General features: G+C 53.3%; 14 protein-coding genes. 6 read left to right on the forward strand and 8 right to left on the reverse strand.

Annotated features, from left to right (window positions below; genetic code table 11):
* Positions 1–93: 93 nt before the first annotated feature.
* Together mobB and mobA are read right to left on the reverse strand one after the other, a co-directional pair.
* Complete coding sequence (mobB, locus tag IM273_RS10905; RefSeq protein WP_193051043.1) at positions 94–597, reverse strand: molybdopterin-guanine dinucleotide biosynthesis protein MobB; 504 nt, start codon at positions 595–597, stop codon at positions 94–96.
* Complete coding sequence (gene mobA, locus IM273_RS10910; RefSeq protein ID WP_193051041.1) at positions 594–1,178, reverse strand: molybdenum cofactor guanylyltransferase MobA; 585 nt, start codon at positions 1,176–1,178, stop codon at positions 594–596. The genes mobB and mobA overlap by 4 nt, the downstream gene beginning before the upstream one ends.
* Positions 1,179–1,246: 68 nt before the next feature.
* Between mobA and IM273_RS10915 the strand changes: the two genes are divergently transcribed.
* The 3 genes from IM273_RS10915 (at position 1,247) to dsbA (ending at position 3,229) form a co-directional block, all read left to right on the forward strand.
* Positions 1,247–1,516, forward strand: coding sequence for a YihD family protein (locus IM273_RS10915; protein ID WP_008501866.1), 270 nt, complete (start codon positions 1,247–1,249; stop codon positions 1,514–1,516).
* 75 nt (positions 1,517–1,591) lie between these two features.
* A complete protein-coding gene (locus tag IM273_RS10920; RefSeq protein WP_193051039.1) occupies positions 1,592–2,578 on the forward strand; it encodes a serine/threonine protein kinase in 987 nt (328 codons plus the stop codon).
* Between the two features lie 27 nt (positions 2,579–2,605).
* Positions 2,606–3,229, forward strand: a complete 624-nt coding sequence (dsbA, locus tag IM273_RS10925) for a thiol:disulfide interchange protein DsbA (RefSeq protein WP_028014899.1) — start codon at positions 2,606–2,608, stop codon at positions 3,227–3,229.
* Between the two features lie 23 nt (positions 3,230–3,252).
* Here the strand turns inward: dsbA and IM273_RS10930 are convergent, their stop codons facing one another.
* The gene (locus IM273_RS10930; RefSeq protein ID WP_047366772.1) at positions 3,253–4,161 is read right to left on the reverse strand and encodes an acyltransferase; all 909 of its coding nucleotides are present in this window, start codon (positions 4,159–4,161) and stop codon (positions 3,253–3,255) included.
* Positions 4,162–4,601: 440 nt separating this feature from the next.
* Here IM273_RS10930 and polA point away from each other — a divergent pair, with 440 nt between their 5' ends.
* Positions 4,602–7,394, forward strand: coding sequence for a DNA polymerase I (gene polA / locus IM273_RS10935; RefSeq protein ID WP_193051037.1), 2,793 nt, complete (start codon positions 4,602–4,604; stop codon positions 7,392–7,394).
* 312 nt (positions 7,395–7,706) lie between these two features.
* Here the strand turns inward: polA and yihA are convergent, their stop codons facing one another.
* Positions 7,707–8,336, reverse strand: coding sequence for a ribosome biogenesis GTP-binding protein YihA/YsxC (yihA, locus tag IM273_RS10940; protein ID WP_116343734.1), 630 nt, complete (start codon positions 8,334–8,336; stop codon positions 7,707–7,709).
* Positions 8,337–8,912: 576 nt separating this feature from the next.
* Between yihA and yihI the strand changes: the two genes are divergently transcribed.
* Both yihI and hemN read left to right on the forward strand, forming a co-directional pair.
* On the forward strand, positions 8,913–9,428 hold the full coding sequence (gene yihI, locus IM273_RS10945; protein ID WP_192987463.1) for a Der GTPase-activating protein YihI: 516 nt from the start codon (positions 8,913–8,915) through the stop codon (positions 9,426–9,428).
* A gap of 188 nt (positions 9,429–9,616) precedes the next feature.
* Positions 9,617–10,990: an oxygen-independent coproporphyrinogen III oxidase gene (gene hemN, locus IM273_RS10950; protein WP_048959969.1), complete on the forward strand. Its 1,374-nt coding sequence runs from the start codon at positions 9,617–9,619 to the stop codon at positions 10,988–10,990.
* A 53-nt stretch (positions 10,991–11,043) separates the two neighbouring features.
* Here hemN and IM273_RS10955 read toward each other — a convergent pair whose 3' ends face one another.
* The 4 genes from IM273_RS10955 to glnA all read right to left on the reverse strand — a co-directional run bounded on the left by IM273_RS10955 (position 11,044) and on the right by glnA (position 15,317).
* Positions 11,044–11,154, reverse strand: coding sequence for a YshB family small membrane protein (locus IM273_RS10955; RefSeq protein ID WP_192987465.1), 111 nt, complete (start codon positions 11,152–11,154; stop codon positions 11,044–11,046).
* Between the two features lie 110 nt (positions 11,155–11,264).
* Positions 11,265–12,677: a nitrogen regulation protein NR(I) gene (glnG, locus tag IM273_RS10960; RefSeq protein WP_028014893.1), complete on the reverse strand. Its 1,413-nt coding sequence runs from the start codon at positions 12,675–12,677 to the stop codon at positions 11,265–11,267.
* Positions 12,678–12,688: 11 nt separating this feature from the next.
* Positions 12,689–13,738, reverse strand: coding sequence for a nitrogen regulation protein NR(II) (glnL, locus tag IM273_RS10965; RefSeq protein ID WP_014172250.1), 1,050 nt, complete (start codon positions 13,736–13,738; stop codon positions 12,689–12,691).
* 169 nt (positions 13,739–13,907) lie between these two features.
* Entirely contained in the window at positions 13,908–15,317 is a 1,410-nt protein-coding gene (glnA, locus tag IM273_RS10970; RefSeq protein WP_008501856.1) for a glutamate--ammonia ligase, read from the reverse strand.
* Positions 15,318–15,564 lie beyond the last annotated feature (247 nt).

Genomic DNA, 15,564 nt, shown 5'->3' on the forward strand with positions numbered 1-15,564 from the left:
TTAAGTGAAGAGGCCATCCGAAAGGATGGCCTTTTTGCGTTTCTGCGCTGCACAAACCGTAGGCCGGGTAAGGCGAAGCCGCCACCCGGCAAGTCAGACCGCACACCACTTCACAATAAACTTAGCAATCCCATCCTCATCATTTAAATCCAGCACCGGAACCTCAATATCGAGAGCAACATCGCTGGCCACCGCAATCACATGCTCATCCAGCGTTAACTCGCTGATATCGTGCCCGGCATCGCTTCTGAACAGTAGGATCTTAGGCACGGCCTCATGCTTAAATCCCTCAACCAGCACCAGATCCAGCGTGGAATGATCCATCCGGCTCACCAGATACGCGAGATCCAGCGGTGCCTCATCCGGCGTTTCTGTCATCAATGCCCAACGCTGGTTGCTTGCTATTATTGTCTGCGCGGCACCCGCTTTGCGCAGTTCATAGCTATCTTTGCCCGGCTTATCGACATCCATATTATGGTGAGTATGCTTAATCAAGCCTGGACGAATACCGCGGGCGCACAGCGCGGGTATCAGTTTTTTCAGCAACGTGGTTTTTCCTGTCCCACTCCAGGCGGAAATGGCTAAAACAGCGTTCATCTCTTCTCCTGCATGGCCTGTAAATCTTCTATTGTGTTCACATTCACGAACGATGTTTTCATGTCGCTAAAATCAACAGCATGTCCGCCGACCTTACGCATAAACACCATCACTCTTCGTTCTCCGAAAGCCAGATAGTCGCTCATAGCAGGAATCAAGGATCGGTTAATGAGCGCGATAGTTGGGTGGTCGCGCTCGCCGTCATGCACCCAGACCACGGGTGAATCACCTCGCTGTTGCACCATCCGTTCCACCAGGCAGGTGGGTATAAATGGCGTATCACACGAACAAAAGAGAAACCACTCTCCCTGCGACTGCTGCATCACCGAAAGCATACCTGCCAGCGGCCCCGGAAAATCTGCGAGATTATCCTGATAAACGGGAAACCCGCTGCGCTGGTAAATATCGATATGGCGATTTGCGCTCAGCGCCATTGCCGATACCTGATCGACAAGCGTATCAGCGACATGCTGCCATAAGGGCTTGCCTTTCAGGAGCTGTAGTCCTTTATCTTCCCCGCCCATCCGCGTAGCTCTGCCGCCTGCCAGAACGACCCCAGTGATTTCCAGGCTAAGATTCACGAATATCGCCTCTTTTATTGTGGGATTGACCCTGCTAACGTGTCACTCTAAATGAAAGGAGCACCACCATGAAATGTAAACGTCTGAATGAAGTCATTGAACTCCTCCAGCCAGCCTGGCAAAAAGAGCCAGAGCTGAATCTGATGCAATTCTTACAGAAACTGGCAAAAGAGTCAGGTTTTGACGGCGATCTGGCAGACCTTTCTGACGACATCCTGATCTACCACCTCAAAATGCGCGACTCAGCCAAAGATGCTGTTATTCCTGGTATTCAGAAGGATTATGAGGAAGATTTTAAAACTGCATTGCTGCGCGCCCGAGGCGTAATTAAAGAGTAAAAGCTTGTAAGCGGAGCCACCGAAATCGCTACAAGATGATATCCTGAATCATTCGTATAATTTCCGGATGATCGGATGAACGACCAGGCTTTTACTTTCCAGACACTACACCCGGATACCATTATGGATGCCCTGTTTGAACAGGGTATTCGTGTGGATTCCGGGCTAACTCCGTTAAACAGCTACGAAAACCGCGTCTATCAATTTCAGGACGAGGATCGTCAGCGCTTCGTCGTAAAGTTCTATCGCCCTGAACGTTGGTCTGCACAGCAAATTCAGGAGGAGCACCAGTTTGCTCACGATCTGCTGGTTGATGACGTCCCCATTGCCGCGCCGATAAAGTTCAATAACCAAACGCTGCTCACGCATGAAGGGTTTTACTACGCCGTATTTCCCAGTCTGGGTGGCCGCCAGTTTGAAGCGGATAATATCGATCAAATGGAGTGGGTTGCCCGCTATCTGGGACGCATTCATCAGACGGGACGTAAAACAGCGTTCACTGCCCGACCAACGATCGGGATTCACGAATATCTCACCGAACCACGTCAGATATTCGAAACGTCTGCGCTGATCCCCGCTGCGTTAAAGGATGATTTCCTCAACGCCACTGATAAGCTTATTGCTGCGGTGAAAACCTGCTGGCGTGATGATATTTCCGTTCTGCGCCTGCATGGCGATTGTCACGCCGGAAATATTCTCTGGCGCGATGGACCGCTGTTTGTCGATCTCGACGATGCGCGCATGGGACCAGCGGTTCAGGATCTGTGGATGCTGCTCAATGGCGACAAAGCCGAGCAGCGTATGCAGCTTGAAACGATTATTGAAGCCTATGAAGAATTTAGCCCGTTTAATTCAGACGAAATTGCCCTGATGGAGCCTTTACGTGCGATGCGTTTTGTTTATTATCTCGCATGGTTAATCAGGCGTTGGGACGACCCCGCATTTCCTCGTAATTTCCCGTGGCTTACCGGAGAAGATTACTGGCGCAGCCAGATATCTACATTCACTCAGCAGGTTAAGGTTCTTCAGGAACCCCCTCTGCAATTAACGCCGATGTATTAATTGGACACACCCAGGAGAGAGTTAATCATGAAAAAAATTTGGCTGGCGCTGGCAGGTATGATTCTGGCATTTAGCGCTTCTGCTGCGCAGTTTACCGACGGTAAACAGTTTATCACGCTGGAAAAGCCGGTTGCTGGCGAGCCACAGGTTCTGGAGTTCTTCTCATTCTATTGCCCGCACTGCTATCAATTCGAAGAGGTGCTGCATGTTTCTGACAACGTGAAGAAGAAGCTGCCGGAAGGCACCAAAATGACCAAGTACCACGTTGAGTTCCTGGGCCCGTTGGGTAAAGACCTGACTCAGGCGTGGGCGGTTGCGATGGCGCTGGGCGTGGAAGATAAAATCACTGCTCCAATGTTCGAAGCCGTACAGAAAACCCAGACCGTTCAGACCACTGCGGATATCCGCAAAGTGTTCGTTGATGCCGGTGTGAAAGGTGAAGAGTACGACGCCGCGTGGAACAGCTTTGTAGTGAAATCTCTGGTTGCTCAGCAGGAAAAAGCGGCCGCTGATCTGCAGCTTCAGGGCGTTCCGGCGATGTTTGTTAACGGCAAATATCAGCTGAACATGCAGGGCATGGACACCAGCAGCATGGATATTTTCGTACAGCAGTATGCTGACACCGTGAAATACCTGGTTGAGAAGAAGTAATTTCGTTGATATGAAAACGCCGGTCACTGACCGGCGTTTTTGTATGAAGATTTAATGCTGTCTATCTGTTCGTCTTTCTCTTTCCAGAGCGTATTAAGCCACTGCTGGAAACCACGTTTAAAATTCTTATCGTTAACGTAGTCACCGTGCAGCCCGGCATCGATCGGCACTAAATTCACCCGAACAACAATGCGCGTCAGCTTGCCGCTTAGCATATCGAAGAATGGCGTCCTGTCATTTTCCGGATAGCAGAGCGTAACGTTCAGAAGTTTATCGAACTGTGCACCCAGCACGTTAAGCGCCATCGCAATACCCGCCGCCTTTGGCGGAAGCAGGTTCTGATAAGGGGAGCGTGTTTGTTGACGTTTATCTTCCGTAAACCGTGAGCCTTCAACAAAGTTCACGATGGTCGTTGGATGTGCGCGAAACTTTTCACAGGAGCGGCGCGTGGTCTCCACATCCTTACCGCGACGCTCCGGATGACGAATCAGATAGCTGCGCGAATAGCGTTTCATAAACGGCATATCAAGTGCCCAGCAGGCCAGCCCGATAAAGGGCACCCAGGCGAGCTGCTGCTTCAGGAAGTACTTGTTCATCGGGATATGTTTGCGAAAAAGCACGCATAACACCACGATGTCCGCCCAGCTGTGATGATTGCAAATCAGCAGGTACCAGTTCTTTTTGTTGAGGCTCTCCAGCCCTTCGACATCCCACTTCAGATGCGGATTCAGGCACAGCAGGATCGCTAGCCCTTCACACCAGCAATACATCATGAAATTACAAAACGCAGAGACGGATCGCCACACCGCAGGCACAGGCAGCAGCAGTTTAACGATCCCGGCGATAATGATTGGCACAGAACACGCAATCGTCACCAGAATAGTTAAAATGATGCTTAGCGGTAATGTTATTGCAGTGAGCAATCTCGACATGATGAGCTTTTTCAGGTGGTTAGCTTTAATGGACCGGCCGATGATACGGCGCCGGGGGCTGATTTTATCAGAAAAGTGACAAAATTATGGCGCTTTCATATCGTCAATAGACGGCTTTTCCCCTGAAGCAGAAGATTTCTCTAATATTGTGCGCTAATCAGGACTTATATCCACATAGACTAAATTGCCATCAGCAGGCTATTTTTATGCAGTGTTAGTTGTTAACGTTATGATATATAATGATTTATTCTCGACGCGCGCCTGCTTTTAGTATCTGTTTTTCATTTGAAGTGAAAATATTCACAAACTTATCCACAGTTTGAATTTTGCGAGCGATCCTCACGATCGCAAAATCTTTTCCTGTATCGAACCTGAATAACTGATGTTTTCATCCTTCTGTGGCATCCTTTACGCATAAATTGATTAAAGGCACGGACATTATGGTTCAGATCCCAGAAAACCCACTTATTCTCGTCGACGGCTCTTCTTACCTGTATCGGGCGTACCATGCGTTTCCTCCTCTGACCAATAGCGCAGGGGAACCTACCGGCGCGATGTACGGCGTGCTGAACATGCTGCGCAGCCTGATTCTTCAGTATCAGCCCACCCATGCGGCTGTCGTTTTTGATGCGAAAGGCAAAACCTTCCGCGATGAGCTGTTCGAACATTACAAATCCCATCGTCCGCCAATGCCTGACGATCTGCGTGCGCAGATTGAGCCGCTGCACGCCATGGTGAAAGCAATGGGCCTGCCGCTGCTGGCCGTCTCTGGCGTGGAGGCCGACGACGTCATCGGTACGCTGGCGCGTGAAGCTGAAAAAATGGGCCGTCCGGTGCTGATCAGCACCGGTGATAAAGATATGGCGCAGCTGGTGACGCCAGGTATCACCCTGATCAACACCATGACCAACACCATTCTGGGGCCAGAAGAAGTGGTCACTAAGTATGGCGTGCCGCCAGAGCTGATTATCGACTTTCTCGCGTTGATGGGCGACTCCTCGGATAACATTCCTGGCGTTCCTGGCGTCGGTGAAAAAACCGCGCAGGCGCTGCTTCAGGGGCTGGGTGGTCTGGACACGCTCTACGCGGAATCCGACAAAATCGCCGGACTTTCCTTCCGTGGCGCAAAAACCATGGCCGGGAAGCTGGAAGAGAACAAAGAGGTGGCTTATCTCTCCTATAAGCTGGCAACGATCAAAACCGATGTGGAGCTGGAGCTGGGCTGTGAGCAGCTGGAAGTGCAACAGCCTTCCGCTGACGACCTGCTGAGCCTGTTTAAGAAATACGAATTCAAGCGCTGGACCACTGACGTGGAAGCCGGTAAATGGCTGCAGGCTAAAGGGGCCAAACCTGCTGCTAAGCCGAAAGAGACGATTGTCGTTGATGCCGAAGATCAGGCGGAAGAAGAAGCCGCAGCGCTCTCCTTCGACAACTACGAAACCATTCTGGAAGAGTCACAGCTGATCGCCTGGATCGAGAAACTGAAAAAAGCGCCGGTCTTTGCCTTTGACACCGAAACAGACAGCCTCGACAACATCTCAGCCAATATGGTGGGATTGTCCTTTGCGACAGAGCCGGGTATTGCCGCCTACGTTCCCGTGGCGCACGACTACCTGGATGCGCCGGAGCAGATCTCCCGCGAGCGCGCGCTCGAGCTACTGAAGCCGATTCTGGAAGACGAAAAGGCGCTGAAGGTTGGTCAAAACCTCAAGTACGACCGCGGCATTCTGCAGAACTACGGCATTGAGCTGCGCGGGATTGCCTTTGACACTATGCTCGAATCCTACATTCTGGACAGCGTGGCGGGCCGTCATGATATGGATTCCTTATCTGACCGCTGGCTCAAGCACAAAACCATTACCTTTGAAGAGATTGCCGGTAAAGGGAAAAATCAGCTCACCTTTAACCAGATTGCTCTCGAAGAAGCAGGGCGCTACGCGGCGGAAGATGCCGACGTCACGCTGCAACTGCATCTGAAGATGTGGCCAAAACTGCAGAAGCACGAAGGTCCGCTGAACGTATTCCAGCATATTGAAATGCCGCTGGTGCCCGTGCTGTCCCGTATCGAACGCAATGGCGTTAAGATCGATCCAACGGTGCTGCATAACCACTCTGGCGAGCTCGCGCAGCGTTTGACCGAGCTCGAGCAAAAAGCGCACGACCTTGCCGGCGAGCCGTTTAACCTCTCTTCACCGAAACAGCTGCAAACTATCCTGTTTGAAAAGCAGGGCATCAAGCCGCTGAAGAAAACCCCTGGCGGCGCGCCGTCAACCTCTGAAGAGGTGCTGGAAGAGCTGGCGTTGGACTACCCACTGCCAAAAGTGATCCTGGAGTACCGCGGTCTCGCAAAGCTGAAGTCTACCTACACGGATAAACTTCCGCTGATGATCAACCCGAAAACAGGCCGTGTGCACACGTCGTATCATCAGGCGGTAGCGGCAACCGGGCGTCTCTCGTCAACCGATCCTAACTTGCAGAACATTCCGGTGCGTAATGAGGAAGGGCGCCGCATTCGTCAGGCCTTTATAGCACCTGATGACTACCTAATTGTCTCGGCTGACTACTCTCAAATTGAACTGCGCATTATGGCGCACCTGTCCCGCGATAAAGGTCTGCTGACGGCATTTGCGGAAGGAAAAGACATCCACCGGGCGACCGCGGCGGAGGTCTTTGGTTTACCGCTGGACAACGTGACCAACGAACAGCGCCGCAGTGCAAAAGCGATCAACTTCGGTCTAATTTACGGCATGAGCGCGTTTGGCCTTTCACGCCAGCTAAACATTCCGCGCAAAGAGTCGCAGAAGTATATGGATCTTTACTTCGAGCGTTATCCGGGTGTTCTGGAATATATGGAACGCACCCGCGCGCAGGCGAAAGAGAAAGGTTACGTTGAAACCCTGGATGGCCGTCGTCTCTATCTCCCGGACATCAAATCCAGCAACGCGGCGCGCCGCGCTGGCGCAGAGCGTGCGGCGATCAACGCTCCGATGCAGGGTACCGCAGCGGACATCATCAAGCGCGCAATGATCGCCGTTGATGCCTGGCTGGAGAAAGAGAAGCCGCGCGTGAAAATGATCATGCAGGTACACGATGAACTGGTATTTGAAGTGCACAAAGACGATCTCGATATTGTGTCGAAAAAGATCCACGAACTCATGGAAAGCAGCATGACGCTGGACGTGCCGTTGCTGGTGGAAGTGGGAAGTGGTGAAAACTGGGATCAGGCTCACTAAAGGTTCTTCGCATAACGCGCTGTTTATGTAAGTTTGCAACATAAGAAAGCGCGTTTTGTGACGATCTTTAGAATTCCCTATGTAAAGAATGAAAAAAAACTACAAAAAGTGCTTTTTCTGCAGCACAAAAAGGGGTAGAGTTATCGACGTAGGGTACAGAGGTAAGATGTTCTATCTTTCAGACCTTTTACTTCACGTAATCGGATTTGGCTGAATATTTTAGCCGCCCCAGTCAGTAATGACTGGGGCGTTTTTTATTGCGGCAAAGAAAAGTTTGGTCAAAAAAAAGCGCGGACATCGCCGCGCTCGGTATTACTCTGCTTCCGCTTCCGTTGCGGGTTCCAGCTCGTTAAACCAGCTGTCGAGCTTCTGACGCAACTTGTCCACGCCCTGTTTTTTCAGCGAAGAGAAAGGCTCAACCTGTACATCGCCATTGAAGGCCAGTACCGCTTCGCGAACCATATTCACCTGCGCTTTACGCGCGCCGCTTGCCAGCTTGTCGGCTTTCGTCAGCAGCACCAGCACGGCAATATCGCTTGCTACGGCCCAGTCGATCATCTGCTGATCGAGATCTTTTAGCGGGTGACGAATATCCATCAGCACCACCAGACCTTTCAGGCACATGCGTTTTTCCAGGTATTCGCCCAGCGCACGCTGCCACTTGATCTTCATCTCTTCAGGCACCTGCGCATAACCGTATCCCGGCAAGTCTACGAGGCGTTTGCCTTCAGCCACTTCAAAGAGGTTAATCAGCTGGGTACGGCCAGGTGTTTTTGAGGTACGCGCCAGGTTCTTCTGATTGGTCAGCGTATTCAGGGCGCTGGATTTCCCCGCATTGGAGCGGCCAGCAAATGCCACTTCAATACCTGTATCAGAAGGCAGGTGGCGAATATCGGGCGCACTGGTGACAAAATGCGTCTGTTGGTAGTTCCAGGTAGTCACGTGGTCGTCTCCAAAAATCGTAATCTGGAGGGATTATACCCGAATGCGGGCAAAAGGCTTTTCTGATTGCTATGCCCTGTAGGCGAATGTCCCCATCGGTGTGAGAGATCGGCTAGTGTTGCTATGGGATATTTCAGAGAATTCGCAGGTATCAAAAAAAGCAAACTGTATTAAATCATAAGCTTATTTCCAGGTAATTGTCTGAAAATCTCTTTGTGTACCGTTTCGTTGCTTGCCAGTTTAAGCGAACAAGGTAAAGTATGCGTCAGGGCGAGGAAGCCAACAGGAATTCAACTTAAGGATTAGGGTCGGGAGCGCCAGGAGGCGAAGACGCAGGATAGTCAGGACGACCAGCGCCTGGAGGCGTTTTAACAGGAAATGGAACCATACACGGACGGTATCAGCCAAAGGATAAACAGGGTGTGTTGTTGGTAAACATGGAATGTCTGACCCGTTAAGGGTTGTGAGTCAGGAAAAAAGGCGACAGATTGCTCTGTCGCCTTTTTTCTTTGCTTGCTTTCTGCTAGATTTCGCCGCAATTCTATACTGAAGAAAACGACTTTAAGATAAAACATCATGAAAAAACCAACCTCCGCTGCGGGCGCGAAACGCCCTGCAAAAGCACGCCGCAAAACGCGCGAAGAACTGAACCAGGAAGCGCGCGATCGCAAACGCGACAAAAAACATCGCGGTCATGCTGCGGGTAGCCGTGCCAACGGCGTTGGTGCAACGGGCGCCTCTGCAAAAGGCAAACAGCAGAAAGACCCTCGTATCGGCAGTAAAACTCCCATTCCACTGGGCGTGACAGACACCCCGGTCACTAAGCAGCACAAACCAAAGAGCGAGAAACCTATGCTTTCACCGCAGGCTGAGCTGGATATGCTGGAGAACGATGAGCGCCTGGACGCGCTGCTGGAACGTCTTGAAGAGGGTGAAACCCTGACCGCCGAAGAGCAGTCATGGGTAGATGCCAAACTGGACCGCATTGATGAGCTAATGCAGAAGCTGGGTCTGTCTTACGATGACGAAGACGACGAAGAGGAAGAAGAAAAGCAGGAAGATATGATGCGTCTTCTGAAAGGTGGAAACTAACATTTGCACCCGGCAGGCACGATAGTCCTGCTTATAACCCTTCCGGTTATATGTTATCTGGTGTGGTTATTCGTTAAACTACGGCGGTTGTCGCGGCGACAGAAGTGGCTGCGCACCCGAATGATGGCCCGCGATGGGGCCAGAACGGGCCGCCGTATACGAACGCGACACCAACGGAAGGAGTGAGCATGTCAGCACCAACTATCGACTGGGATTTGGCCCTAATCCAGAAGTATAACTATTCCGGGCCGCGTTATACCTCATACCCCACCGCGCTAGAGTTCTCCGATGCCTTCGGCGAGGAGGATTTTCAGCAGGCCGTCGCGCGCTATCCAGAGCGTCCGCTGTCGCTCTACGTCCATATTCCGTTCTGCCACAAGCTCTGCTACTTCTGCGGCTGCAATAAAATCGTGACCCGTCAGCAGCATAAAGCCGACCAATACCTCGATGCGCTCGAACAGGAAATTGTGCATCGTGCGCCGCTGTTTAAAGGTCGTCACGTCAGCCAGCTTCACTGGGGGGGCGGCACGCCAACGTATCTCAATAAGGCGCAAATAAGCCGCCTGATGACGCTGCTGCGCGGAAATTTCAATTTTAACGACGACGCCGAAATCTCGATCGAAGTCGATCCGCGTGAAATTGAGCTGGATGTACTGGATCACTTACGCGCCGAAGGCTTTAATCGTCTGAGCATGGGCGTGCAGGATTTCAATAAAGAGGTGCAGCGTCTGGTCAACCGCGAGCAGGACGAGGAATTTATCTTCGCCTTACTCAACCACGCGCGTGACATCGGCTTTACCTCGACCAACATCGACCTGATTTACGGCCTGCCAAAGCAGACGCCTGAGAGCTTCGCCTTCACGCTGAAGCGCGTGGCTGAACTTAGCCCGGACCGCCTGAGCGTCTTTAACTACGCGCACCTGCCGACGCTATTCGCCGCCCAGCGTAAAATCAAAGATGCGGATCTGCCTTCTGCCCAGCAGAAGCTGGATATCCTGCAGGAAACTATCACCTCTCTGACGGAGAGCGGCTATCAATTTATCGGCATGGATCACTTTGCTCGTCCGGATGACGAGCTGGCGATTGCCCAGCGCGAAGGCGTACTGCACCGTAACTTCCAGGGTTATACCACTCAGGGCGATACCGATCTGCTCGGTATGGGTGTCTCCGCCATCAGCATGATCGGTGACTGCTACGCGCAGAACCAGAAAGAGCTGAAGCTCTACTACCAGCAGGTTGATGCAACCGGCAACGCGCTATGGCGCGGCATCGCGCTGACCCGAGACGACTGCATTCGTCGTGATGTGATTAAGGCGCTTATCTGCAACTTCCGTCTCGACTTTAGCGACGTGGAAGCACAGTGGGATCTGACATTCAGCGAATATTTTGCGGAAGACCTGAAGCTGATTGCGCCGCTGGCGAAAGACGGGCTGGTGGATGTGTCGGAGAACGCGATTGAGGTCACGCCGAAAGGGCGTCTGTTGATCCGTAATATCTGCATGTGCTTTGACGCGTATCTGCGCCAGAAGGCGCGTATGCAGCAGTTTTCACGGGTGATTTAAGGCGCAAAGCCGGGTAAGGCGAAGCCGCTACCCGGCTTTTACATTTCAACCTGCTAGCTAAACAGCCCAACCAGCGCCGCACATAATACCGCAGCAACAGCGGTTTGCGGCGTGTGGCTTTCAGCTGCTCCGCTCGACAGTAAAGTCACTAATGATCCCAGCATGATGGTTCCCCCAATTTCCGGGCACGATCATACAAAACTCATCGGAACAGTAAAGCGCAAAATAACGGCAATTTGCGCTCAATTAATAACCTTTACACAGCGGCGTACGATCACTCCATTCCCAGCTCTTTCAGCTTACGCGTCAGGGTATTACGTCCCCATCCCAGCAGGCGCGCGGCTTCCTGCTTATGGCCCTGCGTATGACGAAGCGCGGTGGTCAACAGCGTACGCTCCATCTCTGGCTGAGCCTCAGACAGCAGGTTTTGATGACCGGAACGCAGCGCGCGGTCGGCCCACTGCGCCAGCAGCGTTGCCCAGCTGTCCGGCAGCGCGTGCCCGGTGCTGCTTTCGGGCGCGGTGGCCTCAAACAGTTCGGCAGGGAGATCCTGAATCAACACTTCCTGTCCGGCGGCCATCACGGTCAGCCAGCGGCAGGTGTTTTCCAGCTGGCGTACGTTGCCCGGCCACGCCAGACGGGTGAGGGCGGCATCGGTTTCCGGGTGAAGCTGCTTGGCTTCCACGCCCAGCTCGCGGGCCGCCACCTGCAGGAAATGACGCGCCAGGCGCGGGATATCTTCCCGACGCTCGCGCAGCGGCGGCAGGTGGACGCGGATCACGTTCAGACGATGAAATAAATCCTCACGGAATTTGCCCTCCTGCACGCGCAGCTCCAGGTTCTGATGCGTCGCGGCGATAATACGCACGTCCACCTTCACCGGCGCATAGCCGCCCACGCGGTAAAACTGCCCGTCGGCCAGCACGCGCAGCAGGCGAGTTTGAACGTCCAGCGGCATATCGCCGATCTCGTCCAGGAACAGCGTGCCGCCGTCAGCCTGCTCAAAGCGCCCCTGGCGAATGGTATTCGCGCCGGTAAACGCCCCTTTTTCGTGGCCGAACAGCTCGGACTCAATCAAATCCTTCGGGATCGCCGCCATATTGAGGGCGATAAACGGCGCTTTTGCCCGCGGGCTGTGGCGATGTAACGCATGCGCCACCAGCTCTTTACCTGTACCCGATTCCCCGTTAATCAACACGCTGATGGACGAGCGGGACAGACGGCCAATAATGCGAAACACGTCCTGCATCGCCGGCGCTTCGCCGATGATGTCGGTGGTTGGCCCAAAATCGGGTGCGTGGCGTGGCTGTTGTTGCTCCTGGTAGTGGCTAATCGCGCGCTCAACCAGCGCCACCGCTTCGTCGATATCGAACGGTTTGGGCAGATAATCGAACGCCCCTTGCTGATAGGCGCTCACCGCGGCATCCAGGTCGGAATGAGCCGTCATTATGATGACCGGAAGCATAGGATGGCGCTGTTTGATCTGCTTTAACAGCGCCAGCCCGTCCATGCCCGGCATGCGAATATCCGACAGCAGAACGTCCGGCGTTTTGGTGGTGAGTGCGTCGAGCACCTCGCTGCCGCTCTCAAACGTCGTGCAGCTTAAACCTGCCCCTGTGAGCGCGCGTTCAAGCACCCAACGGATGGAGCTATCGTCATCGACTACCCAGACTATCCCTCGTTGCATAAACGTCACCTTTATTTTTTAATCGGCAGGAAAACCGAAAACTCGGTATGTCCCGGCCAACTGGTAAATTCAATTTTTCCGGAGTGCTGATCGATCAAGCTGCGGGCGATAGATAAGCCCAGTCCCGTACCGCCTTCGCGCCCGCTTACCATTGGGTAGAACAGGGTGTCCTGCAGATGAGAAGGAATGCCAGGCCCGTTATCCTCAACGTCGATGCGTGCCGCCAGACGATAGCGCACGCCGTGCAGCGTGAGCTGGAAGGCGGTGCGGGTGCGTAAAATAATCTCGCCGCCTTCCGGCCCCAGCGCCTGCAGGGCATTGCGCACAATATTCAGCAGAACCTGCTCAATCTGGTCCGGGTCATGCGCCAGTTCCGGCAGGCTTGGGTCGTAATCACGCACCAGCGTGACGTTCTCCGGCAGCTCCATGGAGACGAGCTTCACCACCCGTTCAGCGACTTTATGAATGCTTTCTGAAACGTGCATACCCGGCTGCTGCGGCCCGAGCAGGCGATCGACCAGGTTACGCAGGCGGTCCGCCTGCTCAATGATGACGTTGGTGTACTCCGCCAGCGCGGGATCGGGCAGCGCCTTGGTCAGAAGCTGCGCCGCGCCGCGTAACCCACCCAGCGGGTTTTTGATTTCATGCGCCAGACCGCGCACCAGGTCACGGGCGGCAATTTGCTGCGCATGCTGAAGCTGCTCCTGGCTCAGGCGACGCTGATTATCCATCGGCGCCATTTCCAGCAGGATCAGTCCTTCCGGCAAACGCTGCGCGGTAAGGGAAAGAATATGTGAGCGCCCGTCGATCACCAGCGTGACTTCGTTATCGGTGAACCCCTGACCGGCCTGCAAACTCTCCTGCATCAGGCCAATATTCAGCGAGAAATAACTCAACAACTCAGGAAGCGGGGTGCCAAACAGTTTGCGTGAACTCTGGGCGAGCAGCTGTTGCGCCGCCGGGTTGGCGTAATGGACGGCCAGCTCGTCGTCGACCAGCAGGATGCTGTTAATCAAAGAATTGAGGATCTGCCCAGCATCGGGCAGCGTGCCAGTTGCCATTCAGCAGTCTCCTGGAGTCGTTGCACTGTTTTAGTGCAGTATAGCGGTTTCGGCGTAAAAAGCGCGTGAGATCAGGTTGTTGGTGGAGAAAAAAGCCCATCCGGAGATGGGCTAAAAGTTTCCACGGCAACTACCCCCGGCGCTTTTGACGCCGGGTAAAACAACTAAATTAAACGCTGTAGTACAGTTCGAACTCAACCGGATGCGGAGTCATACGCACGCGGTCGTTCTCTTCAGTACGCAGGGCGATGTAAGCATCGATAGCGTCGTCAGTGAATACGCCACCCGCAGTCAGGAACTCGCGGTCTGCATCCAGCGCCTGCAGGGCTTCTTCCAGAGAGCCAGCAACCTGTGGGATCTCTTTCGCTTCTTCTGGCGGCAGGTCGTACAGGTTTTTGTCCATCGCTTCGCCTGGGTGGATCTTGTTCTTGATACCGTCCAGACCGGCCATCAGCAGCGCTGCGAAGCACAGGTATGGGTTAGCCGCTGGGTCCGGGAAGCGCACTTCGATACGACGCGCTTTCGGAGACGCCACCACCGGGATACGGATGGAAGCAGAACGGTTACGCGCAGAGTAAGCCAGCATGACTGGCGCTTCGTAGCCCGGGACCAGACGCTTGTAGGAGTTAGTGGTTGGGTTCGCCAGGGCGTTGATCGCTTTAGCGTGTTTGATAACACCACCGATGTAATACAGCGCCTGCTCGGACAGACCGGCATATTTGTCGCCAGAGAACAGGTTGGTACCGTTCTTGGACAGAGACATGTGGCAGTGCATACCGGAACCGTTGTCGCCAAACATTGGTTTTGGCATGAAGGTCGCGGTTTTACCGAAACGGTGCGCAACGTTGTGCACAACGTATTTGTAGATCTGAATTTCGTCCGCTTTTTTGGTCATGGTGTTGAAGCGGGTTGCCACTTCGTTCTGACCCGCAGTCGCCACTTCGTGGTGGTGCGCTTCAACAACCAGGCCCATCTCTTCCATCACCAGGCACATGGTGGAACGGATGTCCTGCGCAGAGTCGACCGGAGGAACCGGGAAGTAACCGCCTTTCACACCAGGACGGTGACCTTTGTTACCACCTTCGTATTTGGTGGAAGAGTTCCATGCGCCTTCGATGTCGTCGATAGCCACGTGGGAGCCAGAAATAGAGGCACCGAAGCGGATGTCGTCGAACAGGAAGAACTCTGGCTCTGGCCCGAACAGAACGGTGTCCGCGATGCCGGTAGAACGCAGGTACTCTTCAGCGCGTTTAGCGATAGAACGTGGGTCGCGGTCGTAGCCCTGCAGCGTGCCTGGCTCAAGGATATCGCAGCGGATGATCAGGGTTGGTTCTTCGAAGAACGGATCAATGACCGCAGTGGTTGCGTCTGGCATCAGAACCATGTCGGATTCGTTAATGCCTTTCCAGCCACCAATGGAGGAGCCGTCAAACATTTTGCCTTCTTCAAAGAATTCGGCGTTCACCTGATGAGCAGGGATTGTGACGTGCTGTTCTTTACCTTTGGTATCGGTGAAGCGCAGATCAACAAACTTCACTTCATGTTCGTTCAGCATCGTCAAAACGTGTTCAGCGGACATACTTAACTCTCCAGATTGGTCATTGTCGTCGTGGTAACGAGGTCTTCAATTTCTGTTGGTACTGGCTGTTGCCATGTATTTTTTATAAAGCGAAATCTGTGCCAACTTTTAAAACACCCCAAAAAGGCGTTATCATGCGCACCATAGTGCAAAAGGGCTGCACCATGATGGATTTGTTGCACCAGTATAGTGCTTCAATGTGAACATTAAGCACCATATTGGTGCAATTTACGTTAAAGTGCCCTTT

The organism is Enterobacter cloacae complex sp. P13B, from assembly GCF_014895915.1.
Taxonomy (GTDB): Bacteria; Pseudomonadota; Gammaproteobacteria; order Enterobacterales; family Enterobacteriaceae; genus Enterobacter; species Enterobacter bugandensis.

Excerpts from the sequence above, each read along its gene's own strand:
- IM273_RS10930 (WP_047366772.1), bottom strand. The coding sequence starts at position 4,161 with ATGTCGAGATTGCTCACTGCAATAACATTACCGCTAAGCATCATTTTA.
- yihI (WP_192987463.1), top strand. The coding sequence starts at position 8,913 with ATGAAAAAACCAACCTCCGCTGCGGGCGCGAAACGCCCTGCAAAAGCA.
- glnA (WP_008501856.1), bottom strand. The coding sequence starts at position 15,317 with ATGTCCGCTGAACACGTTTTGACGATGCTGAACGAACATGAAGTGAAG.
- IM273_RS10915 (WP_008501866.1), top strand. The coding sequence starts at position 1,247 with ATGAAATGTAAACGTCTGAATGAAGTCATTGAACTCCTCCAGCCAGCC.
- dsbA (WP_028014899.1), top strand. The coding sequence starts at position 2,606 with ATGAAAAAAATTTGGCTGGCGCTGGCAGGTATGATTCTGGCATTTAGC.
- IM273_RS10955 (WP_192987465.1), bottom strand. The coding sequence starts at position 11,154 with ATGCTGGGATCATTAGTGACTTTACTGTCGAGCGGAGCAGCTGAAAGC.
- polA (WP_193051037.1), top strand. The coding sequence starts at position 4,602 with ATGGTTCAGATCCCAGAAAACCCACTTATTCTCGTCGACGGCTCTTCT.
- glnL (WP_014172250.1), bottom strand. The coding sequence starts at position 13,738 with ATGGCAACTGGCACGCTGCCCGATGCTGGGCAGATCCTCAATTCTTTG.
- glnG (WP_028014893.1), bottom strand. The coding sequence starts at position 12,677 with ATGCAACGAGGGATAGTCTGGGTAGTCGATGACGATAGCTCCATCCGT.
- mobB (WP_193051043.1), bottom strand. The coding sequence starts at position 597 with ATGAACGCTGTTTTAGCCATTTCCGCCTGGAGTGGGACAGGAAAAACC.
- IM273_RS10920 (WP_193051039.1), top strand. The coding sequence starts at position 1,592 with ATGAACGACCAGGCTTTTACTTTCCAGACACTACACCCGGATACCATT.
- hemN (WP_048959969.1), top strand. The coding sequence starts at position 9,617 with ATGTCAGCACCAACTATCGACTGGGATTTGGCCCTAATCCAGAAGTAT.